General features: G+C 69.1%; 15 protein-coding genes and 1 pseudogene. 9 read left to right on the forward strand and 7 right to left on the reverse strand.

Going from position 1 to position 26,405, the window contains the following annotated elements:
* Positions 1-39 precede the first annotated feature (39 nt).
* Entirely contained in the window at positions 40-1,056 is a 1,017-nt protein-coding gene (locus WME79_RS10605; protein ID WP_437534607.1) for an ABC transporter substrate-binding protein, read from the reverse strand.
* Positions 1,057-1,483: 427 nt separating this feature from the next.
* Between WME79_RS10605 and WME79_RS10610 the strand changes: the two genes are divergently transcribed.
* Positions 1,484-4,288, forward strand: coding sequence for a hypothetical protein (locus WME79_RS10610; RefSeq protein WP_437534608.1), 2,805 nt, complete (start codon positions 1,484-1,486; stop codon positions 4,286-4,288).
* Positions 4,289-4,386: 98 nt separating this feature from the next.
* Here WME79_RS10610 and WME79_RS10615 read toward each other — a convergent pair whose 3' ends face one another.
* Together WME79_RS10615 and WME79_RS10620 are read right to left on the reverse strand one after the other, a co-directional pair.
* Positions 4,387-4,950 (reverse strand): hypothetical protein, encoded by a 564-nt coding sequence (locus WME79_RS10615; RefSeq protein WP_437534609.1) that lies wholly within the window; start codon positions 4,948-4,950, stop codon positions 4,387-4,389.
* Between the two features lie 40 nt (positions 4,951-4,990).
* Positions 4,991-6,115, reverse strand: a complete 1,125-nt coding sequence (locus tag WME79_RS10620) for a hypothetical protein (RefSeq protein WP_437534610.1) — start codon at positions 6,113-6,115, stop codon at positions 4,991-4,993.
* A 370-nt stretch (positions 6,116-6,485) separates the two neighbouring features.
* Between WME79_RS10620 and WME79_RS10625 the strand changes: the two genes are divergently transcribed.
* Positions 6,486-7,265: a hypothetical protein gene (locus tag WME79_RS10625; RefSeq protein ID WP_437534611.1), complete on the forward strand. Its 780-nt coding sequence runs from the start codon at positions 6,486-6,488 to the stop codon at positions 7,263-7,265.
* Positions 7,266-7,362: 97 nt separating this feature from the next.
* Positions 7,363-8,802, forward strand: coding sequence for a DUF2252 domain-containing protein (locus tag WME79_RS10630; protein ID WP_437534613.1), 1,440 nt, complete (start codon positions 7,363-7,365; stop codon positions 8,800-8,802).
* 102 nt (positions 8,803-8,904) lie between these two features.
* Here WME79_RS10630 and WME79_RS10635 read toward each other — a convergent pair whose 3' ends face one another.
* Entirely contained in the window at positions 8,905-9,465 is a 561-nt protein-coding gene (locus WME79_RS10635; RefSeq protein ID WP_437534614.1) for a hypothetical protein, read from the reverse strand.
* 281 nt (positions 9,466-9,746) lie between these two features.
* Here WME79_RS10635 and WME79_RS10640 point away from each other — a divergent pair.
* A pseudogene (locus WME79_RS10640) lies at positions 9,747-10,118 on the forward strand (GxxExxY protein); the annotation flags it as partial.
* Between the two features lie 433 nt (positions 10,119-10,551).
* On the opposite strand, the gene WME79_RS10645 reads toward WME79_RS10640, so the two are convergent.
* Positions 10,552-11,583 carry an AraC family transcriptional regulator gene (locus tag WME79_RS10645; RefSeq protein ID WP_437534616.1) on the reverse strand — a complete coding sequence of 344 codons (1,032 nt, stop codon included), beginning with the start codon at positions 11,581-11,583 and terminating at the stop codon, positions 10,552-10,554.
* Between the two features lie 117 nt (positions 11,584-11,700).
* Positions 11,701-12,978 carry a hypothetical protein gene (locus WME79_RS10650; protein WP_437534617.1) on the reverse strand — a complete coding sequence of 426 codons (1,278 nt, stop codon included), beginning with the start codon at positions 12,976-12,978 and terminating at the stop codon, positions 11,701-11,703.
* A 587-nt stretch (positions 12,979-13,565) separates the two neighbouring features.
* On the opposite strand from WME79_RS10650, the gene WME79_RS10655 reads away from it, so the two are divergent.
* Both WME79_RS10655 and WME79_RS10660 read left to right on the forward strand, forming a co-directional pair.
* On the forward strand, positions 13,566-14,816 hold the full coding sequence (locus tag WME79_RS10655) for a sigma 54-interacting transcriptional regulator (RefSeq protein WP_437534618.1): 1,251 nt from the start codon (positions 13,566-13,568) through the stop codon (positions 14,814-14,816).
* Between the two features lie 33 nt (positions 14,817-14,849).
* A complete protein-coding gene (locus WME79_RS10660; protein WP_437534619.1) occupies positions 14,850-18,092 on the forward strand; it encodes a serine/threonine-protein kinase in 3,243 nt (1,080 codons plus the stop codon).
* Here WME79_RS10660 and WME79_RS10665 read toward each other — a convergent pair.
* Entirely contained in the window at positions 18,081-19,424 is a 1,344-nt protein-coding gene (locus tag WME79_RS10665; protein WP_437534620.1) for a hypothetical protein, read from the reverse strand. The genes WME79_RS10660 and WME79_RS10665 overlap by 12 nt on opposite strands.
* A 918-nt stretch (positions 19,425-20,342) precedes the next feature.
* Between WME79_RS10665 and WME79_RS10670 the strand changes: the two genes are divergently transcribed.
* From WME79_RS10670 to WME79_RS10680, 3 genes are all read left to right on the forward strand, one after another.
* On the forward strand, positions 20,343-22,244 hold the full coding sequence (locus tag WME79_RS10670; protein ID WP_437534621.1) for a hypothetical protein: 1,902 nt from the start codon (positions 20,343-20,345) through the stop codon (positions 22,242-22,244).
* Between the two features lie 236 nt (positions 22,245-22,480).
* Positions 22,481-24,043: an RtcB family protein gene (locus WME79_RS10675; protein ID WP_437534622.1), complete on the forward strand. Its 1,563-nt coding sequence runs from the start codon at positions 22,481-22,483 to the stop codon at positions 24,041-24,043.
* A 508-nt stretch (positions 24,044-24,551) separates the two neighbouring features.
* Positions 24,552-26,321, forward strand: a complete 1,770-nt coding sequence (locus WME79_RS10680; protein WP_437534623.1) for a sigma-54-dependent transcriptional regulator — start codon at positions 24,552-24,554, stop codon at positions 26,319-26,321.
* Positions 26,322-26,405 lie beyond the last annotated feature (84 nt).

Here is a 26,405-nt window from a genome sequence, read left to right on the forward strand (position 1 = left end):
CGTGGCGATGCTGTCCAGGTGCTCCGCGGGCCGCGGCGATCACTCGCGGTTCGTGGCTGGCGGCAGGAAGGACGAATCGAAGATGTTGTTGAGGTCCGGACGGCGCCCCAGCTGCCCGTCCTGGACGAGAAAATCGATGTGCTTGTTGACGAGCGGGGCCAGCGACGTGGGGTCGTTGTTCGGGGCGAACCGCCGTCGGACCTCCTCCAGCGAGAAGAGCTCATATCCGTCCGTGCTGATGTCCGAGGCCGGGATCTTGAGCGCCTTCGCGATGATCTCGTTGCCCTCCTGCGGGTGGGCCTTCCAGAACTCGACGGCCTGGAACCAGGCCCGGATGAACGCGCGGACATCATCGGGCCGGTCGCGCAGCACCGTGCTGCGGAAGAGCGTGAAGTCGGCGAACAGCGCGGGCGTCTCCTTGCTCGAGAAGATCGCCTTGGCGCCGGACTTCGCCGCCTGCGTGACATAGGGCTCCCAGGTGTGCCCAGCCTGGATCGTATTGTTCGCCAGGAACGGGGCGACGTCCGTCTCGCTCACATTGACAAGCGTCACGTCGTCGATGGCGAGCCCGTTCCGCTCCAGCATCTCGCTGACCAGCATCTCGCCCATGGCGCCGGTCTTGGCCGCGATCTTCTTCCCCTTGAGATCGGAGATCGAATGGATCTCCGGCCGCGCCATGATGACGTCGGCGCCCGCCGTCTGGCCGGAGTAGAGGACGACCCGCGCATCGGGCTCCCTCGCGAGGATGCGCACGACGACCTCCATGGTCCACGGAAGGCCGTCGACCTTGCCCGCGGTGAAATCGGAGATCATGCCGTAGAGATCCGGGTTGAAGACGAGCTCCACGTCGACGCCCTGCTGGTCGAAGAAGCCCTTCTCCTCGGCGATCGACAGCGGGAAGTACCCGAGCCAGTAGCCGTGGCTGAAGCGGAGCGGCGGCCGCGCCTCCTTGCCCCGATCGCCGAGCGAGGGATCCGGCTGGCACGCCGAGGCGAGGACGGACAGCGCGGTGACCAGGAGCCAGCCGATGGTGCGTCGCACAGCCGATGTCTTCATGGTCTCTCGCGGCTCCTTCCCGGGGCGTGGAGAACGCGTGTCGAACGCGCGCGCGACGGGCTCGCGCGGCGCGCCGCGCTCCCGGCGCCGAGACGACGGCACGACTGCGAGGCCCCCCTGCATGTTGCGCAGCCTACCATGAACCGCCGCGGCGCCGCGATGCTCAGCGACCGGATCACGGCGATCCGGGGGCCGAGCATCGCGGCGCGCCGGCGCCGTCTGCCCGACCGGACTGCCTCGCACAGCCGCGGCCCCTCGGTAGGTAGCTCGGCGCAGGTGTGCCGAAGGCGTCGATTGCTGAAGCAAAACCATTGCGAGATTGCAATGCGACCCAGCCACGACTACCTTTTAACGTAACCTTCGCGCCTTATCGTCTGCTTGCCATTCGAAATCATGTGAGGAGAACCCCACTCATCGGAGGTGACTCATGGCCTCGTACTTTGTCGTGCGCGACGTCCTCTCCCGTCTTGTCGCGGCGTCGGCGCTGCTCGTGGGCCTCGCGGCCGGCGGATCCGCCGAGGCGGCGTCGTCTTTCACCCTCTTCGAGAGCGGCCATGTGCGTCCGCTCGCGCTCTCGCCCGACGGAAAGCTGCTATTCGCTGTGAACACACCCGACAATCACCTCGAGGTGTATCGGGTCAAGGACCAGGGTATCGAGCACCGCGCCTCCATCCCCGTCGGCCTCGAGCCGGTGGCCGTGGCGGCGCGGAGCGATACCGAGGTCTGGGTCGTCAACCACCTCTCGGACAGCGTGAGCGTCGTCGAGCTGACCCAGGGGGCGCGCGCGGGCCGGGTCGTGCAGACGCTGCTCGTGGGCGACGAGCCGCGCGATATCGTGTTCGCAGGTCCTGGAAGGCGCCGCGCGTTCATCACGACGGCGCACCGCGGACAGAACGTCCCGTTCGACCCCCAGCTCACCACCCCCGGCGTGGGCCGGGCGGACGTATGGGTCTTCGACGCCGATCACCTCGGGCCGACGCTCGCCGGCACGCCCCTCACGATCGTCTCGCTGTTCAGCGATACCCCGCGGGCGCTGGCGGTGACGCCGGACGGCAGCAAGGTGTATGCGGCGGCCTTCCACTCCGGGAACCGCACCACCTCGCTCCACGAGGGCCTGATCCCGAACGGCGGAGAGGCGGCGGGGGGCGTGCCCGGGCCGGCCACCAACGCGGAGGGGATCCCGCACCCGGAGACGGGGCTCATCGTCAAGTTCAACGGTGCCCACTGGGTCGATGAGCTGAACCGTGTCTGGGACAGCTCCGTCCGGCTCTCGCTGCCCGACAAGGACGTGTTCGTCATCGACGCGAACGCGAGCCCGCCGAGGCAGCTGCCCGGCGCCGCGGGGTTCTACACCGGCGTCGGCACCATCCTCTACAACATGGTGGTCAACCCGGTCAGCGGGAAGGTGTACGTGTCGAACACCGAGGCGGGGAACGAGAAGCGCTTCGAGGGGCCGGGGATCTTCGCCGGTCACACGATACGAGGCCACCTGCACGAGAGCAGGATCACCGTCCTCGGCCCGGCGGGCAGCGTCACGCCGAGGCACCTCAACAAACACATCGATTACAACACCTGCTGCGCCCCGGTCCCGAACGCCGAGAACCAGAAGAGCCTCGCCCTCCCGCAGCAGATGGCCGTCACGAGCGACGGCAAGACGCTGTACGTGGCGACGATAGGCTCGTCCAAGATCGGGGTGTTCAGCACCGCCGCCCTGGAGAACAACACCTTCGTGCCGAGCACGTCCAAGCAGATCCCTGTGCCCGGCGGCGGCCCGACGGGGCTCCTGCTCGACGAGGCGCGGCGGCGCCTGTACACAATCACGCGCTTCGACAACGCGATCTCGATCCTCAGCACGACGACCAAGGCCGAGATCGCGCACGTGCCGATGCACAACCCGGAGCCGCCGAGCGTTGTCGCCGGCCGCCGGTTCCTCTACGACGCGTCGTTCGAGTCGAGCCACGGCGACTCGTCGTGCGCGAGCTGCCATGTCTACGGCGATTTCGACAGCCTGGCCTGGGATCTCGGCAATCCGGACGGGGCGGTCGTCGACATCCCGGGGCCGTTCGAGTCACACCCGCTGGACTTCGGGATACCCGACACGCATCACCCGATGAAGGGGCCGATGACGACGCAGAGCCTCCGCGGGATGGCGAACCACGGGCCCATGCACTGGCGCGGCGATCGCACCGGTGGCGACGAGGAACCGAGCGCGCACCCGGACAGCGGGACGTTCGACGAGGTGAGGGCGTTCATGGAGTTCCAGGCCGCGTTCACGGATCTCGTGGGGAGGAGCGAGTTCATCCCCGAGGCCGACATGCAGGCGTTCGCCGATTTCATCCTGCAGGTCACCTATCCGCCCAACCCGAACCGGGCGCTGGACAACTCGCTCACGCCGGCGCAGCAGGCCGGGCGCAGCTTCTTCTTCAACAACGTGTCCGACTTCAGCGAGGAGGGCACCTGCGTCTCGTGCCATGTGCTCGACCGCCACGCGAACGAGGAGTTCGGCGTCGATGCGCCGGGCTTCTTCGGCGGGGATGGCCGGTACACGTTCGACCTGGAGACCGAGGCCTTCAAGTCGCCGCACTTCCGCAATCTGTACCAGAAGGTCGGCATGTTCGGGATGGCGAACAACGATCTCTTCCCGGGCAGCGACGCGTTCCTGGGCGACCAGGTCCGCGGCTTCGGCTTCAACAACGAAGGGGGCGTCCCGACGCTCTTCCGCTTCGTGAGCTCGGCGACCCCCGACATGGGGTTCAACCAGTCGCCGCTCACCCCGGGCGGGTTCCCGCCGGGGCCGGAGGGCGACGTGATGCGGCGCGAAGTGGAGCAGTTCCTGCTCGCGTTCGACAGCAACCTGGCGCCGATCGTCGGGCAGCAGGTGACGCTCACCCGGCACAACGCGGCCGTGGTTGGGCCGAGGATCGATCTGCTCCGCGCGCGGGCTGATGCAGGGGAGTGCGATCTCGTGGTCAAGGGATCGCACGACCAGGAGGCGGCGGGGTTCCTCTACGTCGGCGCGGGCCTGTTCGTCGGCGACCGGCTCTGCGACGCGACGATCCGTGACGCGGCGCTGCGGCACCGGGCCTCGCGCAATCGGGGCGAGCTGACGTACACATGCGCGCCGCCGGGCTCGGGGGAGCGGATCGGGCTGGATCGCGACGGCGATGGATTCCGCGACGGCGACGAGGAAGACGAGGGCAGCGACCCGGCAGACCCGTCGAGCACGCCCTGAGGGGCGCGCCGCGCCCCGCGCTGGCGCGACTGCCCACATGACGGAAGCGCTGCTCGTCGCTCGGCGCGGCCCGGCGACGAGCAGCGCGACGGGCGGCGCTACCCCGCCGGCCGGAGCCGGAATGCGCCGCAGTCGGGATATTCGATGCGCCCGGCGAAGAGCGAGCCGTCGAACGCGAGGTCGCCCTTCATGCCCACGGTGACGTAGTTGGGCGGGCGCTCGAGCCAGGCGCCGGGCAAGAACGATGCGGTCCGCGTCTCGGCGTCGTAGCGGCCGCTCATGAGGTATTTGCCGGCGGCGCCCGACTCGGCATGATGAAAGCCGAACACGGCCTTGATCCTGTCGCCCTTGACCTCCAGGATCCGGAACGTCATCTCGGTCGTGCCCTGCGGGCAGTCGTAATCGCCGATCCATGTCCGCGTCCGCTCGAACGGGTTGTCGCCGGGGAATTCTTCCGGCACCCAGCCCTCGGCCGCCGTTGGCGCCGCCGCCGGGGGCGGATCCTGGAGGACGATGTAGACCGTCTCGGCGGGCGGCGGCTCCGGCGCGCGCGGCTCGGCCAGCGTGGGCGCGGGGCCGCACGCGGCCAGCAGCAGGGACGCGCATGCGGCGGAGCGCAGGGCCGAGCGCCGTTGGGGGGCGGGGGCGTTCGCGGTACCCATGCGCGGGAGCCTACCATGGAGAGGGCGCGAGAGGCGCGCTTCAGCGGCGGCAGCCGATGCGCTCGGTCGCGACGACGACGTCGTCGTAGAGGATGGTGTGCGTGTCGGAGACGGTCATGCCGAGCTCTTCCATTTCCTCCCGCCGGCGAGCGTCGGAGTCGCGCTCGTAATAGGCGTCGAGCACGAGGGTCTTGAAGCGCACGTCATCGCTCGAGCGGAAGTCGAAGCCTCCGAACGGCTCGGGCGGCGTGCACGCGCTGAAGTCGCACCCTCCCGTGTGGAACTGAGCGCGGAGCCAGGTGCCGTCGGGGTAGCCGGGGCGGTAGTCGCCGACCGCCACATCGTCGATCCAGAACGCGAGCGCGCCGTCGCTCTGGCCGACGCTGTTGGCGCGTGCGTGCATCTCGACGCAGAACCATCGATCGCGCGGGAACGGCGCTTGACCCGGCGGCTGGAAGACGTTCCCGTAGTAGTATGTCGTGCCTTGATCGCCCGCGCAGCCGGGCGTGGCGGTTCCGTCGTTGCAGCGCCCGGAGCGCATCTTGTACCAGTAGGCGTAGAAGTTGAAGGCGTCGTCGGTGGTTGTGTCGAAGTCGAACCAGAAGCCCTCGTCGCCTGGCGGCACCGTGTTCGCGAGGCCGCTGCTGTCCCAGCTCTCGGTGCCTGCTGCCATGCGCACCCAGTGGTGCGGGTTCGGGGCGAGCTCGGGGAAGCGCACGTGGAAGCGCCAATAAATCGAGTCGACGCGCTCGTGGGTGATCCACGTGGACGACGAGATGTACGTCTCCTCCGCGAGATCGGCGGTCGTCACGGTCGAGCGGAGGTAGCCCTGCCCGGCGTGAGCAGTCGCCGCGTCGGCCTCGATGTGCAGATACCGCGTGTCGGCGGTGGGCCCGTCCCAGCGCCCCCAGCCTTGCTCGAAGTCATCGTGGAAGAGCACGGCGGGGTCGCCGGCGATCCCCACGTCGTCCGGGTAGCGCTCGCTCAGCGTGCCGGACGGCGAGGTGTCGCCGCCGCCCCCGCCGCCATTGCTCGTTCCGCCGCCGCCGCCGCCATTGCTCGTTCCGCCGCCGCCGGTGTGTGGCGAGGGCACGTCCGGCCCTGAGCCGCCGTCGCCGCCGGAGCCCGGCGTGGAGTCGCAGGCAGCGAGGAACAGCGCGATCACCAGGGGTAATTGCAGATGGTTCTTCATCCTTCCACGCTATCCGCGGCTCCGCCGCCTGTGCGAGCGTCCGATACAGAAAAGCGGATGACCTCATGGTGGGCGGTGTAGGTTCGCTGTCCGTCGGGTCGCAACCGAAAGGTCGAGCTGCCCCTACCGCGATCGGAGAAACTCCGGATCTTGCAGGCCTGTGTTCGCGCTGAAAGCGCTTGACAGAACGATGGCGGGTTGGTTGACCTTTCGCCAGGAATCGCAACCATGAAGCCAGCGCCAGCCGGGCTGTCGGACTGAAGGCGACCGCCCAGGCCGGCGCCGCGACAACATGCTCCGTCTTCGCGACGGCGAAGAGCCGTGATTGAAGCGAGGTGCGTCGATGCCCGTGCCCGGACCGCTCGAACGAATTCCGCTCTGGTTGCTCCTGGGGATCATGATCGTGATCCTGGTGCTCGCCGTCGAGGGCGGCTACCGGCTGGGAGGGTACCGGCTGCGGCGCTCCGAGGGGGAGGGCGGGGCCCACGTGCTCGCCCTCGTCACAACGACGATGGGCCTGCTGGCGCTCGTCCTGGCGTTCACGTTCGGCTTTGCGGCGACCCGCTTCGAGGCGAGGAAACATATGGTCGTCGACGAGGCCAACGCCATCGAGACGACCTACCTGCGCGCCGGCCTGCTCCCCGGCGACCGCGGCGCGAAGGTCCGCGAGCTGCTGCGTGACTACGTGGAGTCGCGTCTGGAGGGGGCGAGGCTCGGCGACTTCGAGCAAGCGGTGCGGCGCTCGGAGGAGCTGCACCGGGACCTCTGGAAAGAGGCGGAGGTCGCCGGACGAGACCACCCCAGCTCGCCCGTCGTGGCGCTCTTCATCGAGTCGCTGAACCGGACGATCGAACTCCACACGACGCGCGTCAGGGTGGCCGTCCGGAGCGGTATTCCAGAGGTCCTGTGGGCGGCGCTCTTCGCGGTCGCGATCCTGAATCTGATGGCCGTCGGTTATCACGCTGGTCTGGTCAAGACGCGCCGGTCCCCCGCGGTCGCGACGCTGGTCATGAGCCTCTCGGTCGTCATGCTGTTGACCGCCGACCTCGACCGCCCGCAGGAGGGGGCTTTGCAGGTGAGCCAGCACGCGATGACCGAGCTGAGGCGTAAGATCGGTGATTGAGCATCCCTCGTGCGTCTCGCGGACGTACGAGGATCTGAACGGCGCATCCCGCGCTGCCGCGGGACGATGAATATCGAGCAAGGGACGGAAGACGGAGATGGCCACGGTAGACGGATCATCCACGGTCACGGGGGAGTGGGCGATGCCGCACCTCTCCGCCGAGGAGCACGCGGCTCGCGGCAAGGCGGAGCGCGCGGAGATCCCACGTGCCGCGCACGCGAGCTGGGAGGCGCTGCCCTACCGGCCCGATCCGATCGCGCTCCTGGAGGAGCAAGCGAAGACCCGCGTGCCAGACCTCGTGCCGATCCGCTACGGCCGGATGCTGGTCTCTCCGTTCACGTTCTACCGGGGCGCAGCGTGCGTGATGGCCTCCGATCTGGCCGCCACGACGCGCTCGGGCCTGAGGGTGCAGCTCTGCGGCGACGCGCACCTCTCGAACTTCGGGGTGTTCGGATCCCCAGAGCGGCGCATGGTATTCGACATCAACGACTTCGACGAGACGCTCCCGGGACCGTGGGACTGGGACGTGAAGCGGCTGGCCGCCAGCATGGAGCTGGCCGGGCGCGACAACGGCTTCTCGAAGGCGGCGCGGTTCGACATCGTCCTGACGACGGTCCGCGCGTACCGCGACGCGATGCGGAGCTTCGCGGCGCTCCGCAACCTGGACGTCTGGTATGCGAGCCTCGATATCCAGCAGATCCTCGACCGGTTCCGCTCGCAGGTGGGCCGCGATCGTCTGAACGTCACCGAGCGCAACGTCGCGAAGGCTCGGACGAAGGACAGCATTCAGGCCTACGAGAAGCTGACCCGCGAGGTCGGCGGCCGGCGGCGAATCATCAGCGATCCTCCCCTGATCGTCCCGATGGAGGATTTCGTGAAGGGCGGGGACCGCGAGGCGCTCGAGCAGCAGGTGCGCGAGATCCTGCGCGGCTATCGCAGCACCCTCCAGCCCGATCGGCGGCACGTGCTGGAGGGGTACAACTTCGCGGACATGGCCCACAAGGTCGTCGGGGTCGGGAGCGTCGGCGCCCGCGCCTGGATCATCCTGCTGTTCGGCCGTGACGACCAGGACCCGCTCTTCCTTCAGGCGAAGGAGGCGCAAGCGTCGGTCCTCGAGCGGTTCCTTGGGAAGAGCGTGTACCCCAACAGCGGCCAGCGCGTGGTGGCGGGCCAGCGGCTGATGCAGGCCGCGAGCGACATCTTCCTCGGCTGGCAGCGCGTGAAGGGCGCCGACGGGATCGAGCGCGACTTCTACGTGCGCCAGCTGCGCGACTGGAAGTTCTCGGTGGACATCGCCGCGCTGGATCGGGTCCTGCTCACGACGTACGGCGGCCTCTGCGGCTGGACCCTGGCGCGCGCGCACGCGCGCTCGGGTGATCGGATCGCGATAGCGGCCTACCTCGGGAAGGCGGACACCTTCGACAAGGCGATCGCCGCGTTCGCGGTCGCCTACGCCGACCAGACGGAGCGCGACCACCAGGCGCTGGCGGCCGCGGTGAAGAGCGGGCGCATCCAGGCCGAGGGCGAACGGGACTGAACCGTCCGCTTCGTGGAGCGCCGAGCCGCTCTGCTCGACAAGCGATCCGCAGACCCCGAGGGCAAGCAGTGGACCGGCACCGCCGGCCGAGAGGTTCTGCCTCTAGCGAGGCGCGCGACGTAGAACGGTGGACCCACAAGCCGCAGCAGCGGCCACTGGAAGCGCGAGAAACGCGTGCCACACGAATGGTACGACGTCCTCCGAAAGCAATCGCGAAAGCTCGCGCAGCAGCGGCGGCGAGTGCTCGAGTGCGACGACCAACAGGGGAGCCATGGTGGTGGCCCCCATGATCGCGCCCAGCAGAGTCAAGGCGGGGCGCCTGCTGCCACCGGCGAGGGAGTCGCCGAAAAGCCAAACGAGGACGGCTACCGTCGTTGGTACCAGCAGGACCGGGAGGAAGGCGAGCGCCAGGCCGGCGGCTTCGTGCCGGTAATCAAGAAGCTCGATCGCGATAAGAGTTTCCGCAACAGCTGCTGGCCCGCCAAGTAGACCAGCCAGAACGAAAGCGCCGACACGGGCGGGGGAGCCGGCAGCACGCTTCGGAAACACCGAGTACACGCCAATCGCGAGGGCAATGTTTACGGCGGCAACGATCCCTGCCGGTACTCGGTACGAGATCGCGAGTTCGATGAGAATCCGTAGAGGTTCGAGCGCTTTCGTCAATTGCCCACCGCTAGTCTGTCCAACGTCCTGCCGATCTGCCGCGGCAGCAACGGCTTGTTGGGCGGGAGACAGAGAAAGAGAGAGTACACAGGGAGGCGGGGAGGCGGGGAGGCGAGAGAGTACAGACAAGGGTGGGAGGCGAGAGACGGGGACCATCGTTCGAACTCGCTCGGGGCCGGCCGCCTTCAGGTCGCTCGTCTTGTAGGTCGGGCGCCGGGGACGTCAATTCTGCACAACTGGGTCTGGTCCCGCGTCGACATACGGGTATGAACACAGAGTTGATGATAGGGAGATTGTGGGATCTGTCCGAGCGAGTCCTCGGAGCGTGCATCGAGGTGCATCGCCACCTCGGTCCCGGGCTTCTGGAGTCCGCCTACGAACAATGCTTGTGTCATGAACTGTCGCTCATCGGTTTGAGTTTCGCGAGACAAAGGCCGCTGCCGGTGATCTACAAGGGAGTCATGCTCGACTGTGGTTATCGACTCGACGTTGTCGTCGAGGAGAAGCTCGTGCTGGAACTCAAGGCCGTCGATCACCTGCTGCCAGTCCATGAGGCTCAGGTGCTCACGTACCTGAAGCTGACGGACCTGGACGTCGGACTGCTCGTCAACTTCAACACGCCGGTGCTCCGCCGCGGGATCCGCCGCCTGGTACGCCGCGGCGCGGAGGCTGTCCGGCTCGCCCGATTTCGCATCGAAGACGACCTCTCCGGCACTACCAGCCGCCCCGCATCGACCCAACCCGCAGCGGCCGGCGCTGAGACTGCTGGTTCGAACGACTGATCCCGGCTCTCGCCTCCCCGCCTCCCCGCCTCCCTGTGAATCTCTCCCTCTCCATCTTCCTCTCCACCCAACGCTGCAATCAGCTGCGGCCATCCTGATCAAGCACGCCGGCCGAAGGACGGCGCGCGCAGCTCGTGTACGCGCAACCGCAGCATGTTGCGTGCAAAAACCTTGGCGTTGTCGTCCATGATTTTCCGAATGTTGCAGACGTGAACTTCTATCTGGTTAACGCGTGCTCGACTGGTCAACCCGCATCGTGGCTCGCGCGGCAGCCGTGGCCGTCTCGTCCCGGGCTCGCCCCCGCTCACGTTCCTTGATTGCCCGCAGCCCCCCTCGCACCCCGGAGCTCGCGTGGAGGGCAGCCGAACCAGCGTCGGAACGCGTGGCTGAACGCGGTCGTGTCCGAGAAGCCGAGCCGGAGCGCCGTCTCGGTCACGCTGCTCCTCGCCAGCAGGTCGGCGGCGCGGTCGCGGCGCACCTCCTCGACCAGCTTGCGGAAGCTCGTCCGCTCGAGCTGCAGGCGCCGGCGCAGCGTCCGCTCCGTCGTGCCGAGGGAGCGCGCCACGTCGTCCAGCGTCGGGAGCCCGCCCTCGGCGCTCGAGAGCGCGCGGACGAGCTGGTGCTGCACGCCTTCCGCGATCGACGCCGGCGCGAGCTGCTCGCAGAGGGCACTCACGCTCCGACACAGGTACTCCCATAACCTCTGGTTCGCGCCAGCAGGCACCATGTCGAGGACCTCGCGGCGGAACACCATCCCGTCCCAGGGCGCGTCGAACCGCACGGGGCAACGGAAAAACTCCATGTGCGCAGTCCGGCGCGGCGGCGCCGCATGGCGGAAGCTCACCTCCAGCGGCGTGAGGTCGTCGCCCGTCATCTGCCGCAGACAGCCGAGGTTCTGCGCCAGCGCGGTCTCGTTGGAGAGGCGGTGGCCGAGCGTGAGCGGCCGCAGGCGATGCCACCGCACCTCGACGCGCTTCGCGGTCTCGACCGTCTCCCATCGGCCCGAGTCGGTCAGGAGCGCGCTGTACCGCGCCGCCGTGCCGAACGCATCGCGTATGGAGGGCGCCGTCATGATGGCGAAGCCGAGCACGTGCAGGTCCTCCACCCTCGCCCGCTGCGCGACGCGGATCGGCAGCGACGGGTCGTCCAGCGTCTGACCCAGATAGCTCCAGAGATCGAGCAGCCGGTCGATCTCGATGCGCCTGTCGGGATCGGCGGCGAGCGACGGCAGGCGCGCGGCGCGCTCCATCGCGCCCAGCCGTATGCCGTCGCGGAGCCCGAGGTCGACGACCAGCCTGGCCACGGACGTCATCACGGTGGGCAGCGGGCGGTGCATGTGCCCGGGATCATGCAGGATCCGCACCGGCGGTCGCTCGCCGGTGTTCGCCGCGGCGCGAGAGCGCGGGGGCGAGCGCGCTCTGACGCGCCGATCAGGGCGCAGGCACCGCGGGCATCAGGGGCTGGTGAAGCCGAGGAGCCCGTGGCCGACGACGATGGTCGCGCTGTTCGGAGGCAGCGAGGCAGCGTTCGTGGTGCGCGCCCATCCTTCGCGCATCAGCGCCGTCCGGATGCGCGAGATCGGGGAGACCTGGTGGGCCTCCTGGAGCAGCTTCATCGCCTCTGCCGGGATGGTCAGCGTGCCATCACCTCCCAGGGTGACGCATTGAATCTCGACCTGCTTGCGCGCGGGCGGGGGCATCGCGAACGGCGACATGCCCTCGACATCGCCATCCGTGCTGGTGAGGCGCACGATCGTGGCCTGCGCCGGCCCGCAGCTGCCGCCCGGGCCGCCGCAGCCGAGCGTCAATGGGCTGCCGTCGAGCGGCACCGCGACGAGGGCTGCCGCCGACGCCGTGTCGGGGGTGAACGCCTCGCCGGCCACGATCGGCGCGCTGTCGGGGAAGTCGAAGGCCATCTCGCCGCCGGGTGAGATGCCCACGACGACCTCGTCGCCGCCCTCGATCGGGTCGACGGGGTTGTTCGGAACGGGCCCCGCCCCGGCGAGGACGGTGTACTCGGCGGCGAAGGCTTCCTCCGCCGCGCCCTGATTGACCACGATCGCGGTCGTGCTCGACTCCACGGCGACGATGGGGAACGCGCCCTGGTTCTTTGCGTTCGCCGCGCCGGTGACGCGCAGGTAACGGCCGACATCCGCTGCGGAGAACGTCGCGCCCTCGATCGTGTAGGCCGCGGTCCCCGTCTGCCCTGGAGCGACGCTGGCCTGCCCGGCCCCCGTCGACGTCGGGCACACATAACCCGAGCCCGCAAAGCGGCACGCGAGGGGCCCGCCTTCGAGGCCGGCGATCGTGATCACCCCCTGATCTGTCAGCGCCGGCGGCGGATTGTCCTGTGTGTCGTAGACCCACGCCCTGCACCCTTCGATTTCCCCGGGCATCTGCTCGTAAGCGGGAGGCGTGGATGGGATGAACAGCACTTGCACCGTGAGGCCGTGGCCTGCCTGCGGAGCGCCTTGAATCGATACATCCTGGATCGAGATGATCCCGTTGTGCGTCGCGACCGGGCAGCGGACCGAGCCGCCCTCACCGGAGCTCGAGGTGCCGCCCTCGCCGGAGCCTGATGAGCCGCCCTCGCCGGAGCTCGAGGAGCCGCCCTCGCCGGAGCTCGATGAGCCGCCGTGCCCTGCGCTCGTCGAGCCGCCGCCATGATCATCGTCATCCGAGTCATGGCAGCACCCTGCGACGGCGAGGGTGGCGACGAGCGCAAGGGCCATTGAGCCTCTCCCTGAATTTCGCGAGAACTTCATTCGATCGATCATGGCTTGAGCCTCCACGCGTCCGGCGAAGCGCGACGCACGCGCCTCCGCGGCTGGACGTGAGGTTGATGTAGCGATTGGCCCCAGGGCCTGCTTGGTCGCGCCGGCCAGGGAGTTGGTCGAATCGGCCAGCCGATCCTCTCGCGACGCGCGCCGCTCGCCGCGCCGATGCCTCGCCCGAACGTGCCCGCGCGATGAAGGCGCGCAGCGCGGATGACCGGTCGATCGAGCCCCCATCCGGGTGCTCCTGTGCGCCGTGCAAGGTGCTCGCGGCGTTCCTGGTCGATCGGCGACCAGATGCCGCACACGCCCGCGGACCACGAGCAACCCGCGTGGCAGCCGCTCGGAATGCCGCCCGTGGCATATTGACCGCGTCTGCCCGACTGAGTACGACTGGGGTTGTGCCTGGTGAACCTTTCCGAAGCACGCTATCCGCCACGGGCGGACAGCGATCTCTGGACAAATCAGGCAACGGCAGCTTTTTGTTCCTGATCGCGGACAGCCATCGGCCGCTTGCGTCGTCGGCGCGGATCGCCCTCGATGACGTGGAAGAGGTCGTTATCGGCCGCGGCAATGCCCGGAGGCTGGAGGTCACGGACAGCGGCTCACGCCGGCGCGTCGAGATCCGTCTCGACGACCCCTGGCTCTCGTCGAGGCATGCGCGGATCATGCGGGTCCTCGGCCGGTGGTGCTTCGAGGATCGCGGCTCCAAGAACGGCAGCGTCCTCAATGGGGCGCCGAGGAAGCACGCCGAGCTCGCGGAGGGCGACGTGCTCGAGCTGGGCCGCACGTTCTTCCTCTACCGCGCGGCGATTCCTCGCGGCGCCGAGCAGGTCACTCTGCTGGAAGCATCGAGCCTCGCCGCGCACGTCCCTGGGCTGCTCTCCCTCATCCCGTCGCAGCTCGAGATGTTCGAGCAGCTCAGGGTGGTGGCGGCCTCCACCATCCCCGTGCTGATCCAGGGCGAAACGGGCACCGGCAAGGAGGTCATGGCGCGCGCCATCCATTCGCTCTCGGGCAGGCCGGGGGCGTTCGTGGCGATCAACTGCGGTGCGCTGCCGCGGGAGCTGGTCGAAGGCGAGCTCTTCGGGCACAGGAAGGGCGCCTTCTCCGGGGCCACCGAGGATCGCCCCGGGCTCGTGCGCAGCGCCGATCGCGGGACGCTCTTCCTCGACGAGATCGGCGACCTGCCCTTGTCCGCCCAGGTGGCCTTGCTCCGCGTGCTCCAGGAGCGCGAGGTGCGCCCCGTGGGCGGCACGCGCCCGATCTCCGTGGACCTTCGCGTCGTGGCGGCCACGCACCGGCCGATCGAGCGTATGGCGACGTCGGGCGACTTCCGCTCCGACCTGCTCGCGCGGCTCTCCGGTCACACCGTCGAGCTCTCGCCGCTCCGGGCTCGCCGGGAGGACCTCGGGCTCATCCTCGGCGCGATCCTCCAGCGCGTCGACGGAGAGCGCGCCGAGCACATCCAGCTGCACCCTCGCGCCGCCCGCGCCCTCGTCACGTACGGCTGGCCGCTCAACGTGCGCGAGCTGGAGCAGTGCATCACGACCGCGGCGGTGCTGGCGCAGCGGGGTACGATCGAGCTCGATCACCTGAACAGCGCGCTGAGGCGCAACACCGCCGATGCCGCGGAGCAGGGGGACGATCCTACCCGGCCCGAGGAGCTCAAGGCGCTCCTGCGCGCGCACAGCGGCAACATCGCCGGCGTGGCGCGCGCCATGGGCAAAGCCAGGATGCAGATCCATCGCTGGTTGAAGCGCTACGAGATCGACCCGGATGACTTCCGCCACTGAGGTGCTGCGCCGGGGCCTTGGGGTGAGGCGGGCATGACGCCGGACACGGTCGTCGCAGCTCGCTACCGCGTCCTGCGCCGCCTGGGCGCGGGCGCGATGGGCGCTGTCTACGAGGTGATCGACCTTCAGACGGAGCGCCGGCGGGCGCTCAAGGTGATGCACCCGCATACGATCGACCGCGCCGACCTGAGGGAGCGATTCGCGCTGGAGGCTCGCGTGTCCGGTCAGGTCGACAGCCCCGCGCTCGTCGACGTCGTTGACGCGGGCGTCGATGACGCCACGGGGACTCCGTTCCTCGTGATGGAGCTCCTCCGGGGGGAGACCTTGAGCGAGCGGCTCGCGCGCGTGGGCGGCCACGCGCCGGAGGAGGTGCTCGTCTATCTCGCTCAGGCCGCGCCCGCCATCGACAAGATGCACCAGCTTGGCATCGTCCACCGCGACCTGAAGCCGAGCAACCTGTTCCTGGAGCAGCGAGAGAACGACGCCCCGCGCATCAAGATCCTCGATTTCGGCGTGGCGAAGGTGCTGCGCGAGGGCGCGACCCGCGGCTCGACCGGCGCGGCCGGGACGCCGATCTACATGGCGCCGGAGCAGTTCCAGAGCGGCAGGATCACACCTTCCGCCGATATCTATGCGCTCGGGTTGATCGCGTACACGCTCCTCGTCGGCAGGCCCTACTGGGAGGACGAAGTGGCCCTTGGCGACAGCCCCGTCGCCTTCGCGCTCGTCGCGCTGCAGGGCCCCAAGGAGCCTGCGTGCGAGCGCGCCGCGCAGTACGGCCTGACGTTGCCGCCCGCGTTCGACGCATGGTTCGCGCGCGCGACGGCGCTCGCGCCGAGCCAGCGCTTCCCGACCGCGGGCGCCGCCGTGGGGGCGCTCGCGCGAGCGCTCGGCGTGCCTGGCTACGAGCTGCCAGCACAGCAGGCCGCCGGCGCCGAGGCGCGCGAGGGGACGCCACCCGTTGACGGTCAGTCGACGTGGACCGACACGTTCCAATCCGACGGGCAATCGGGCGGAAGCAAGGGAGTAGGACGCACGGACTCGGTGGGCGCCGGCGCAGGGGGGCCCGGCCCCGAGCCGCCTCGCTCCGAGCCCGAGAGCGACGCGCCGAACCCGAGCTCCCCTCGGCAGCCGCAGGCCATCGTGCATCGGTCGCGCCGGTGGCGCTGGATCGCAGCCTCGAGCGTCACGCTGGCCGCCGTGGGTCTGGGCACCGTCCGGTGGGCGTTCCCTGACCGGCCCGCGCCTGCTCCTCCACCCACCGTCGTGCGATCTCCGCTGGAGCCCGACAACACGGTGCTCGCTTGCCCGATCCTGGAGGCCTCCGGGGTCGAGGAGCCGGCCGGGTGGCTGGGAGCGGCCGCCGCGGCGACGTTGTGTGAGCGGGCTCGGGTCCTCCTCGGAGGCCGCGCGGAGCGCACGTTGATCCCTGCGGAGCTGCTCTCGCTCCCACGGCCGCACGCGGACACGGTTCCGATCGATCCCCATGCCGGGCCGGAGGCTCGCGCGCAATCGCTGGACGCGGCGCGCAGGAGGGGAGCGGCCTATGTGGACGGGGCGATCGTCCTGGAGCCGTCCCGTGCCTTTCAGCTCACGGTCACGCTGCGAGCCGCCGACGGCAGGGAGCTCGCGTCCTCGGTCGGCAGGGCGAGCGCGCTCTACGAAGCCGTGAGGAATGCCATGGATCCCTGGGTCGATGCAGGGGTGTTGCCAAAGGCCCCACGCCTCGACGACGCCGTGGCCGATTTCTCGAGGGCGCGCACGGTCGACGCGGCGCTGGATCTGCTCGACCTGACGCTGGCCATGACCCACAACGCCGGCGGGCTCCGGCAGGAGTGCGCCCGGTTCGAGGCGCGCGGCGGCGGGCTCGCGGAGATGGGACCAGGAGAGCGCTTCCGCTGCGCCTACACGCTCGGCGAGCCCGCTCCTGCGGGCGCGCTCCCACCGGTCAGCGCCAATGCCTCACCGGGTGAGCTGGCCGCGCGCGCCCGCGTCGATCTCATGATGCGGCGTACTGTCGATCCGATGGCGGTGGCGGAGCTCCAGCGCCTGCACGATCGCGAGGCGTCGGCCTGGGGGCGCTCGACCCTCGCGGCGACGATATCCTGCCTGCTGCCGTCGCCCGAGAAGAAGCGCGCCGCGGAGATGACGACGCTCGCCAAGGACATGGCGTTCAGCGCGGTGCAGGCCGAGCCGAAGAACCCGATCGGGGAGTGGTGCGCGCCCTGGGTGCAGCTGGCAACGGTGACCCACGGGACCCCGAGCGCAGCGAGCGCGTTGCAGGGAATGCGGGCCTGGATGCCGTGGGAGGCGTATGGGTGGCTGTTCGAGGACTCCGACCCTGGAGCGGCCGAGGCTCCCGCGCAGGATGCTCGCAGGCGCGCCCTCACGTTCGCGCGCCGCGCCTATGTCCTCTCCCCCCTGGACATGAACGTCGCCGACACCCTGGTCGATCGGCTCCTCCAGGATGGCGCGCGGCAGGAGGCGCGCGGGATAGCGCTCGCGGTGGGCCAGGGAAGCCAGGTACTGCACAAGGTCGGCAGCGAGCTCCTCCTCCTCCGCGTCGAGGCGAGCGAGGCCGGCATCGGCGCTGCTCTCGAGCGGGCGAGGCGCGCGATGGCCATTTCCCCCGGGGATTCCGGGTTTGTTCGCGTGCAACGCCTCCAGATCGCCTGGCGCGCGCTGGAGCTCGCGCTCGTCCTCGGGCGCGAGCGCGAGATAGCCGACCTCATCGTCGCCCGCTTCCTCGACCCGGAGCCACCCCTCCTCGAGGGCACCCACATCAGCGTCCCGCTGCGCATGGGAGCCGTCTGCGCCCGTGCCAGTCGGGCGGTATCGCGGCGTTGCTTCGAGCGGTTTCGCAAGCTCCGGGTCAGGTTCCCGGAAGGCGAGCTGCCGAACACGGAGAGCTTCATCACGGGCGCCGAGCGTTATGCCAGCGGAGACCAGAGGGGCGCCGCGCTGGCGTGGCGCCCGCTGCTGCAGGAGCCCGAGCCGTTCGTCGAGGTGCTCGGCGACGCCATGGTCGCGACCTATGAGCGCGAGGGAGAGCACGAGCTCGTGGACCGGCTGGAGCAGGCGATCCCGGACGACAGCGAAGCCCTGAACGGCGCGAGCCTGAAGACGGTGCGCGAGGCGGAGCGCGCGGCGAGGCGCGGGGACAAGCAGAGGGCCCTCGGGCTGGCCCAGCAGGTGATCAAGGCCTGGTCGGCGGTGGACGCCCCTGTCCCGGCGGTCGAGTCGATGAGGCGGCTCGTGGCGAGGCTACCTGAGTGAACGGTCGATCAACCAACGTTTGAACGAAGAGCACTCGGAATCGCTCCTGAGATCGCATGGATGGTTCAAGTAGACCGTGACGGGGTATTTCCAGTTTGCGCCCGTCTCATCGCACGGCGTGTAGATGGATCGCCTGCCGCCAGCAGACCTGATGCAAGCGCCCGGATTCCCGTTGAAAGGCGAGCAAGGCTTCGGTTCATGGACGAAGCACTGCGCAGCCGCGTCTGACGCAGGGAGGGCGCAGAGCCTGTCGGCGAGGTTCGCCGCGCCTTGATCCCAGTCCTCGCCATAACACGCGTACTGCTTGTCGAAGAGCACCCCGTCGGGCCGAGCGTCGTTGGGCACTGAATCGAAGATATTCCCATAGAACGCGCCCTCACGGTACCTGAACAGCTCCGCCTCCTTCGCCGGATACCTCACGCCATCGCCATTGGAGCCCGCAAACTTCACGTCGACTGAAAAATTTGGCTCCGACAGCATCACGCTGAAGTACCCGACCTGTTCGAAGGTGGAATTCGCCTCGTCAACAATGCCTACGCCAGCAGGACCGTTCGCGGGGCACGTGAAATCAACCGTGTCGCCCGGACCGTCAAGCGCATCGCTCTTGATGTGCTTGATGTACCTGCTCCGAGGATCTGCCGCGCCGTAGTCCACGTGGTTGCATCCATGTATGCCCGCGCATACACGCACAAACACCGGAAATGAGCGGGGGTGGGCCGAGTTGAGCTTGAGCCTGACCGTCCTCGGTCCGGTATCGCCTGACCTCTGGGCCAGGCACTGCCCGACGTAACGCGCCGACCACCCGCAGTCGCTCGTCGCCTGATTCGGTCTGCCGACAGGGTTGCAAGCGGCGAAGCTCTCGATCGTCGTGGCTTGACCTGTGCTGGTATTTCTCTCTCGAGACATGGTCTCGGCGGGGACCTTGTCATGGAGCGCGACGAGATCTCCTGGGCCGCGCATGGATAACACGACCACCTTGTTGAGCGCGTTCACCCTGGCGAGCACGCCCGCGGAGACCGCTTGAAGACATTCTGGGGATGGAAGCTGATTGAACCAGTCACCCACGGGTCCCCCACGGGCGCAGGCCCCGATCTGCCCGTTCCACTCATAGCGCTTGTTTCCCACGCGGACCGACACCTTTTGGCCTTCATTCAGGGCAAAAGATACGATGTAGTGCATCAGCTGGACAGCGAGAGGCTCCAGCGTCGGGTCCTGCGTGCTGAAAGGCTTGACGTCGTCGAGCTTCAGGCTGTTGAGCTTGCTTGTCCTGAGTCGCTCGAGCAGCTCGCTGTTCGCGCGGAGCGCCTCTGCGCTGATGCCGTTCTTGGGCATGCCGTTGTGAGGCAGCTGCCCCGGGGGAGCGACCGGCGCTGTCTGCCCAGCGGATTGCGGTGGCGTCACAGGCCCGCCGGGAGTCGTCACAATGACGCATCCGCCGCACCCCAGGAAAGAACCCACGCCGATGCAGGCAAGCGCCATGTACAAGCGGCTGATGGCCACAGGTATTCTCCTTCTCCTGAACTTGAGTCGCGAGATCAGCGTTGCTGGTGGCGCGCATCCTGACATGGACGTGCAGGCGTTGACCAGCAGGCCCCATCGATGCGGACTGGCATTGGCCGCCGCGGAGGCACCTTTTGTGCCATAGCATACGCTGCGCGCCCTTGTCCACAAGCGTGGCGGGATGCCTGGTTCTGACCGCGGGCGGCACGTTCGCCGTCCCATCGAGGCAGCCCAGAGCGCCGGCGCGGTGAGCCGGGCTCGCCACGCCCAGCGCCCGCGATAAAGCGGGATGTTACACCGGTGATACACCGTGTTGCGCTGCGGAAATCCGCGCCGCGCGCGTCTCCCCGTAACAGGTCGGGCGCCCCGCTGTTGCATCGCGTGGCGCGGAGCCAGGGGGGCGTTGCAGGAGGCCGACGGTAAGGATGCGCCGGGCCGGTGATCCGTTTCGGCGTGAAGCCACGAACGATGCGCCGCCATAGAAGGGCACGTCCAGCCTCCGGCATCACCTCGTCGAGGCGCGGGCGTCCGCACTTGCCACGAGCTTGAAGGGCCAGGTCTGGTCACGTGCGAGCAATCGTCCGGTTGGCACCGGAGCTGCAGTGCGGGCGAGCGTCTCCCCGCCCGGGCTGTCAGGCGCCTGGGAGGACCCCGCAGCTGGGGCTCCACGTGCCGAGACGTCTGGATTTCTTTCTCATGCGCGGAGGCCCTTCACCTCGCGCGCACCAACAACCAGCGATGGAGAATGTCATGAGGAATCGATCGATAGGCGCGGCGTTGACCTGCGCCCTGCTGTTGACCGCCTGCGGGACCGAGCCGGAAGAGCCGGAGCTCGCCGGATCGAACAGCGACTCGCTCATCGTGGCGCCCTCCAAGCGGGCGCCCAAGGTCGATCAATTGCACCTGCGGCTCACGTCGGATGGCGTCGGGGTGCTCTCGCTCGAGTTCGCGCCGAGCGACCGTAAGCGTGTGATCGAAGAGAACAAAGGCGCGACGTTCCAGTTGAGCCTCGACGCGCGCGAGAAGGCGGTCACCTTCAACGACTCGGGAACGAAGCCGGATCTCAAGGCCGGAGACGGCTTGTTCTCCGCCGCGGTCCCCATCGACCTGGAACGGCTGAGCCAGATCAACAGCGAGATCTCGAAGCTCAAGACCCGCACGCTCCAGACGTTCGAGCCGGGGTCGCGTTTCGCCTCCAAGCCCGTCGAAATCCCGCAGACCAACGCGATCGACATCGAAGCGTTGAAGAAGGGCGCGACCATCCGTTTGCCCAACCTCGCGGAGCTCGGCCCCTTGCGCACCCTCGGCGGCGTGACCACGGCCGCCATCAACCCGCAGAAATCGCTGTTGATCCGTTCACTACCGGTGATCGAGGACCCGGGGCGCACCATGAACCCGTGCGACTCGAGCGCCGCGAACGCCCCGCTCAAGAAGTGGACCTTCGGCTACCTGATGGAACAGATGGCCATCGGGTCCGGGCTCACCGCGAGCCAGTTCGTCGAGCAGTGGCTGGCTTCCTGGCGCACCCAGCAGATCGTCAACGCGAGCTCGGGCAGCCTGGTCCTCGATGCCACGAGCGCGGCCGCCGCGGCGAACGTGGACAGCATGATCATCAACCCCTGGCGCCAGAGGAGCGGCGGAGGCGCGTTGAACCTCAGCATCGCGCCGTTTCGGCTGCAGGCCATCCTGTATCGCCCCGACCTCGCGCAGAGCTCGCCCTACCTCGGCGGGGCTGCCGGCAACAACGGAGGCGAGCTCCGCTTCGTGTTCGGCCTGATGGAGGTTCGCGACGGCAATCGGGACGGCGACGCGAGAGACGGCGTGGACACCTGCCAGTCGATCGAGGCCGCGGCGATCTTCGAGTACGGAGTGCCCATCACGAGTTGCGGCGACATCAAGGATTGGGCGAACAAGTGGGTCAACCTGAGCGCCTTGCTCCCCGGTGACCCCGCCTACGGCACGGCGCTCGAGGCGTTGACCGAGCAGGTGGTGAGGAACGGCGCCGCGCCGGGCAACCCCAACCAGAACGCGCTCAACCAGCTGCGCACGAACGAGATCGATCTCACGGGGATCTGGCAGATGCGCGAGTTCGTGATCCGCCCCGGGAGCGGACCTTTGCAGCAGACCACCACCAAGAACAACCCCCGCGAGCACCAGGCGAGCTTCACGTCGGTTCCGGGCACGACCCCGGCGCCGATCGATCTGAACGGTAGCGACGCGCTGCTCACGGAGATCTTGGCCTCCATGAGCCCCGGCTACACGATGCCCGAGGCCCCCGGGGGCGTGCCCTTCATGGGCGGCGCGTCGACCTACAACGCCGGGACCTTCTGGGATCACGAGGACCTGGACACGCCGGCGGAGCTCGAAGCGCGCTTTCGGTTCTCCTCCAACACGTGCAGCGGCTGCCATACGGGCGAGACGGATACGCTCTTCTACCACATTCGCCCCGCGGGGCCCGGCGCCGTTCCCAGCATCTCGGCCTTCCTGCAAGGTCCGCTGACGGTGACGGACAATCGTGGGCTCAGCCATTCGTTCGCGGAGATGGACAACCGCAAGCAGGCTCTCGCGAGCCTCGCGAACCAGTCGTGTTCGTTCCACGTTGGAATCCCACCCTTCCAGGTGTTGCGGCTGCCGCTGCTGAGCGTCCACTGATCGCGATGAGCGCGGGGCCGGCGGCGATCGAACGCGCCGCCCGGGCCCCGCGCCAGCCGGGCAGGTGGAACCGGCCGGCGCCGCTTGACGATCGGCGTTCCTCGTCTATAGTGAGCCCCGCTGCTGCGGTGTGCGATCCCCTCGTTCGCGCACCGGGTCCAAATCGGGGGAGAGTGAGCCGCGGCCCGTCGCGTGATCGCGCCGGACGCGTGCGTCTTCGTGGATTGGACAGCAGCATGGTTGGCAAATTGCATCTCGATGCGGTGGTGCGTCGCCTGGATGGCGCGACGGCCCGCATCGACAATCCGTTCGGTATTCCGATCACCCTCGTGGCGAGGGAGGATGTCGTCGTCGAGGCCGACGGCATCGAGGAGCTCCTCCGGTTCGCCTCGCTTGAAGGCACGCTCCGCGATCTTCAGACATGGGAAAAGGCCGGCAGGATTGCCCCGTTCTGGGGCGGCACAGCCGGCGAGATCCGTTCCATCGTGCTCACGCCCGACTTTCACAAGGGCGCGGGCATCCCCGTGGGCACTGTCGTGGATGCGCGCGGGTTCGTGGTGCCGCAGGCCGTCGGCAACGACGTCTGTTGCGGCATGCGCCTGCTCGCGACGGACGTGGACCGGGACGAGCTCGCGCCGCACGTCGGCGCCCTGAAGCAGCGGCTCCGCGCGATCTTCTTCCAGGGGCAGCGCGATATCCCCATGTCACCGCGCCAGCGCGCGGCCATGCTCCGTGACGGCCTGTCCGGGCTGCACGAGACGGCGGCGGACAACGCCCGCACCGGCCTGTGGGCGCACTACGATCCTCGGGCCCAGCGCGCGGATCTCGATCGCGTGCACTTCCACGGCGGGCTGCCCGCGCGTGGGACGTTCGCGTTCGACGCGTACATCCAGGCGTCGGGCCGGACGGACGGGCGTGACATCCAGATCGGCACGGTCGGCGGCGGCAATCATTTCGTCGAGATACAGGCTGTCGACGAGCTCGTCGACGGCGCGACGGCGCGCTCGTTCGGCTTGACGAAGAACGCCGTCACGATCATGGCCCATGCGGGCTCCGTCGGGCTCGGACACGCGGTCGGCGGTTATTTCAACGAGCGCGCCCGCGCGCTGTACCCCGCGGGGGTGCCCCATCCGGCGCACGGCTTCTATGTGCTGCCGGCGGTGGGCCCCCACGCCCACGAGGCCTCCGTCTACCTCGACGCGATGCGGAACGCCGCGAACTTCGCGTTCGCGAACCGCCTCTTCCTGGGCCTCATGGTGGTGCGGGCGCTGCGGGAGGTCCTTGGCCGTCACGTCACGAGCACGCTTGTGTACGATGCGCCGCACAACCTCATCTGGGAGCCCGACGGGACCGAGCCGCGCTACCTGCACCGCAAGGGCGCGACACCCGCCGGGGGACCCGATGGCGAGGGCGGAGCGTTCTCGTACACCGGTCACCCGGTGATCATCCCCGGCTCGATGGGCGACTCGAGCTGGGTGCTCGCTGGCGCAGGGCACGCGGCGCTTCTCGCGAGCGCGTGCCACGGCGCGGGCCGCAGCCTCACGCGCGGCCGCTCGGCGCACGCCGACGAGGACCTCTACCGGCGCGCGGTCGAGAAGCTGCATGTCGTGACGCCGCTCGACCCCGACGCGCCCCACGTGCGGCGGCGGCGTGACATCCTCGCGAAGTACCACCAGCGGATGAAGGAGGAGGCACCCTATGCCTACAAGCCCATCACACCGGTGGTGCGCTCCGTGGAGGACGCAGGGATTGCGCGGCGCGTGGCGCGGTTGTGGCCGCTGGTCACGGTCAAGGGATAGGGAACACGATCGGAACGAGGGTTCCGATCGCGAGCCCTGAACCCGCTTCGCTGGAGCGCAATCGAGCTTCCGTCAGGGGAGGTGGTGAGGTTCTATGGCAACAACCTCGATCGTTTCACGATCGTTTCACGAAACATAGGCAAAGCCGATGCCGGAGGTGGGATAGGCGCGGGGCGCCTTTCACCTGACCTTCGCCCCGGGCGGGCCCGATCGATTTGCTGGCCAGATGACATTTGCTCGCGTCTCCACAGGAGGCAGCGTGTCCCGCGGGGACGCGGCGGCATCGACCGCCCTGAACCTCACGCTCCTCCCCGAGGACGAGCCGGGGTCGACCTGACTCGCGACGCGCGAGCTGCCCGGGCAAGCGCATGTGTCCCGGCGGGACGCGCAAGCGTCTCCTCAAGACGCCGGCGGCTCCGGACGTGCACTCCGGTTTGCCGAATGCGCCAGCCCGGGTGCCAGAGGACCGCCATGAATTTTCGTCCGGGCCGGGGGGAGTACGTGTACCTTGGCCTACGTCTTCATGCTCCATGACCTGCTCCCTGAGCTGATCACTAGCCTCATGGGGGCCGGCTGCTTCGAGGACGCCGCAACCGCGGTGCTGAAGGACATGCTCACCGGCGCCGAAGCGGCGCTGGCCGCGAGCCCGCTCATCGGGCAGGGGCGCGTGCTCCGCGGGGTGGTGCATCTTCGCCCCGAAGGCGGCTATCAGCGCCTCTTCGGCCTCGAGCACCGGAGCGGAGCGCGCGTCGAGGGCACCGGGTATCTCACCTCGGGCAGCGTCTGGCGCTGGCTCGTCGAGCACCGCTGCTCGGTCTCCATCGACGTCCAGCTCGGCGTGCTGCGCCCCTGGCTGCCGGACGGCGCGCCCGCGCACGTCGAGCGGCGCGAGGGGGCCGGCCTGCCCGGCAGCGAGACGCGCGAGCGGATGCTCGGGCGCGACGCCACGCACGTCCATGTGGTGCCGCTGCGCGCGCCGGGCGGCGCGGTCGAGGGGATGATCGCGCTGGAGGTCAGCTGCAAGCAGGCGGTCGGGGGGGAGCTCGTCTGGGGCGGGTGCTACGAGCTCCTCGAGCTCCTCGCCAGCGCCGCGGCGCCCTACCTGCGCGCGCTGCCGCCTCGGCCGGCCAGCGTGGCGCGTGCGGACGAGTTCCTGCCGGTCGTCGGCCCCACCACCGCGAGCCTCATCGACCTGCTCCGCGTCTTCGCGCGGCAGGAGGAGACGATCCTCATCAGCGGTCCGACCGGCGCCGGCAAGTCCCGGCTCGCGCGCTGGTGCCACGAACAATCGGCGCGCCGCGGGCAGCGGTTCGAGACGCTCGACCTGCTCAGCGTGCCTGAGGACCTGCAGATGGCCGAGCTCTTCGGCTGGAAGCGCGGCGCGTTCACCGGCGCGATCCGCGACAACCCGGGCGCGATCGCGCGCGCCGCGCAGGGGACGCTCTTCATCGACGAGGTGGACAAGCTCTCGCTGAAGGCCCAGGCGGGCCTGCTCCACGTGCTCGAGGAGCGGCGCTACCGGCCGCTCGGCGACGAGGGGAGCGAGCGCCGCGCGGACGTGCGCTTCATCATCGGCACCAACACCGACCTGCGCGCGGCCGTGCGCGCAGGCCGATTCCGCGAGGATCTCTACTACCGGATCAACGTGCTGCCCGTGCGGCTCCCGCCCCTGGCCGAGCGGCTCGACGAGGTGCCGCTCTGGGCCGACTACATGCTGAGCCGGCGCCACCGCGAAGGGGGCGGCCAGGGCGTCGCGCGCATCGGGCCCGAGGCGGTGACGCTCCTGCGCGACGTCCCCTGGCCGGGCAACTTGCGGCAACTCGACAACATCCTGCGCCGCGCCTACGCGCTCGCGCTGGCCGAGCGCGGCGGCCCGGGCGGCGAGCTCGTGCTCCAGCGGGGCCACCTGGAGCGCGCGCTCGCCTACGAGGGCGCGCCGGACAAAGGCGCGCTGCTCACGCAGCTCTGGCGCGCGGCGCACGCCTTCGTGCAGGAGGCAGAGCGGCGCGCGCGCGAAGGCACGCCGCTGCCGCTCGAGCTCGCCGAGGCGTTCCGAGGGCTCGTGCTGGGCGCGGCGGTGCGGCGGACGGGGAGCCGCGAGGAGGCATTCACCCTGTTCGGCCAGCAGCAGCTCCTCAAAAATCGCAATCACCACCGAGCGTTGCGGCGGGAGCTCGACCGGGTCCGGGAGCTCGCCGAGAAGCTGGGATACGAGATCGATCCCGATCTCGCCGCGCTGCTCAACGAGGAGGTCGAAACGCCGGCGGAGGGGCGCTGACCCACGCGCCGCCGCGCTGGGCGGGAGGGGAGGGGAGGAGAGGGCCGCGCACCGAGCTGACGCTCGAGGAAGCGCGGCGGTTTC

Origin of the sequence: Sorangium sp. So ce726 (genome assembly GCF_051521405.1) — a bacterium.
Classification (GTDB): domain Bacteria; phylum Myxococcota_A; class Polyangia; order Polyangiales; family Polyangiaceae; genus Sorangium.

Bases quoted from the DNA above. Each gene is read 5' to 3' on its own strand.
- WME79_RS10615 (WP_437534609.1), bottom strand. From the start codon at position 4,950: ATGGGTACCGCGAACGCCCCCGCCCCCCAACGGCGCTCGGCCCTGCGC.
- WME79_RS10660 (WP_437534619.1), top strand. From the start codon at position 14,850: ATGACGCCGGACACGGTCGTCGCAGCTCGCTACCGCGTCCTGCGCCGC.
- WME79_RS10665 (WP_437534620.1), bottom strand. From the start codon at position 19,424: ATGCCCAAGAACGGCATCAGCGCAGAGGCGCTCCGCGCGAACAGCGAG.
- WME79_RS10610 (WP_437534608.1), top strand. From the start codon at position 1,484: ATGGCCTCGTACTTTGTCGTGCGCGACGTCCTCTCCCGTCTTGTCGCG.
- WME79_RS10645 (WP_437534616.1), bottom strand. From the start codon at position 11,583: ATGCACCGCCCGCTGCCCACCGTGATGACGTCCGTGGCCAGGCTGGTC.
- WME79_RS10670 (WP_437534621.1), top strand. From the start codon at position 20,343: ATGAGGAATCGATCGATAGGCGCGGCGTTGACCTGCGCCCTGCTGTTG.
- WME79_RS10675 (WP_437534622.1), top strand. From the start codon at position 22,481: ATGGTTGGCAAATTGCATCTCGATGCGGTGGTGCGTCGCCTGGATGGC.
- WME79_RS10650 (WP_437534617.1), bottom strand. From the start codon at position 12,978: ATGGCCCTTGCGCTCGTCGCCACCCTCGCCGTCGCAGGGTGCTGCCAT.
- WME79_RS10625 (WP_437534611.1), top strand. From the start codon at position 6,486: ATGCCCGTGCCCGGACCGCTCGAACGAATTCCGCTCTGGTTGCTCCTG.
- WME79_RS10630 (WP_437534613.1), top strand. From the start codon at position 7,363: ATGGCCACGGTAGACGGATCATCCACGGTCACGGGGGAGTGGGCGATG.
- WME79_RS10605 (WP_437534607.1), bottom strand. From the start codon at position 1,056: ATGAAGACATCGGCTGTGCGACGCACCATCGGCTGGCTCCTGGTCACC.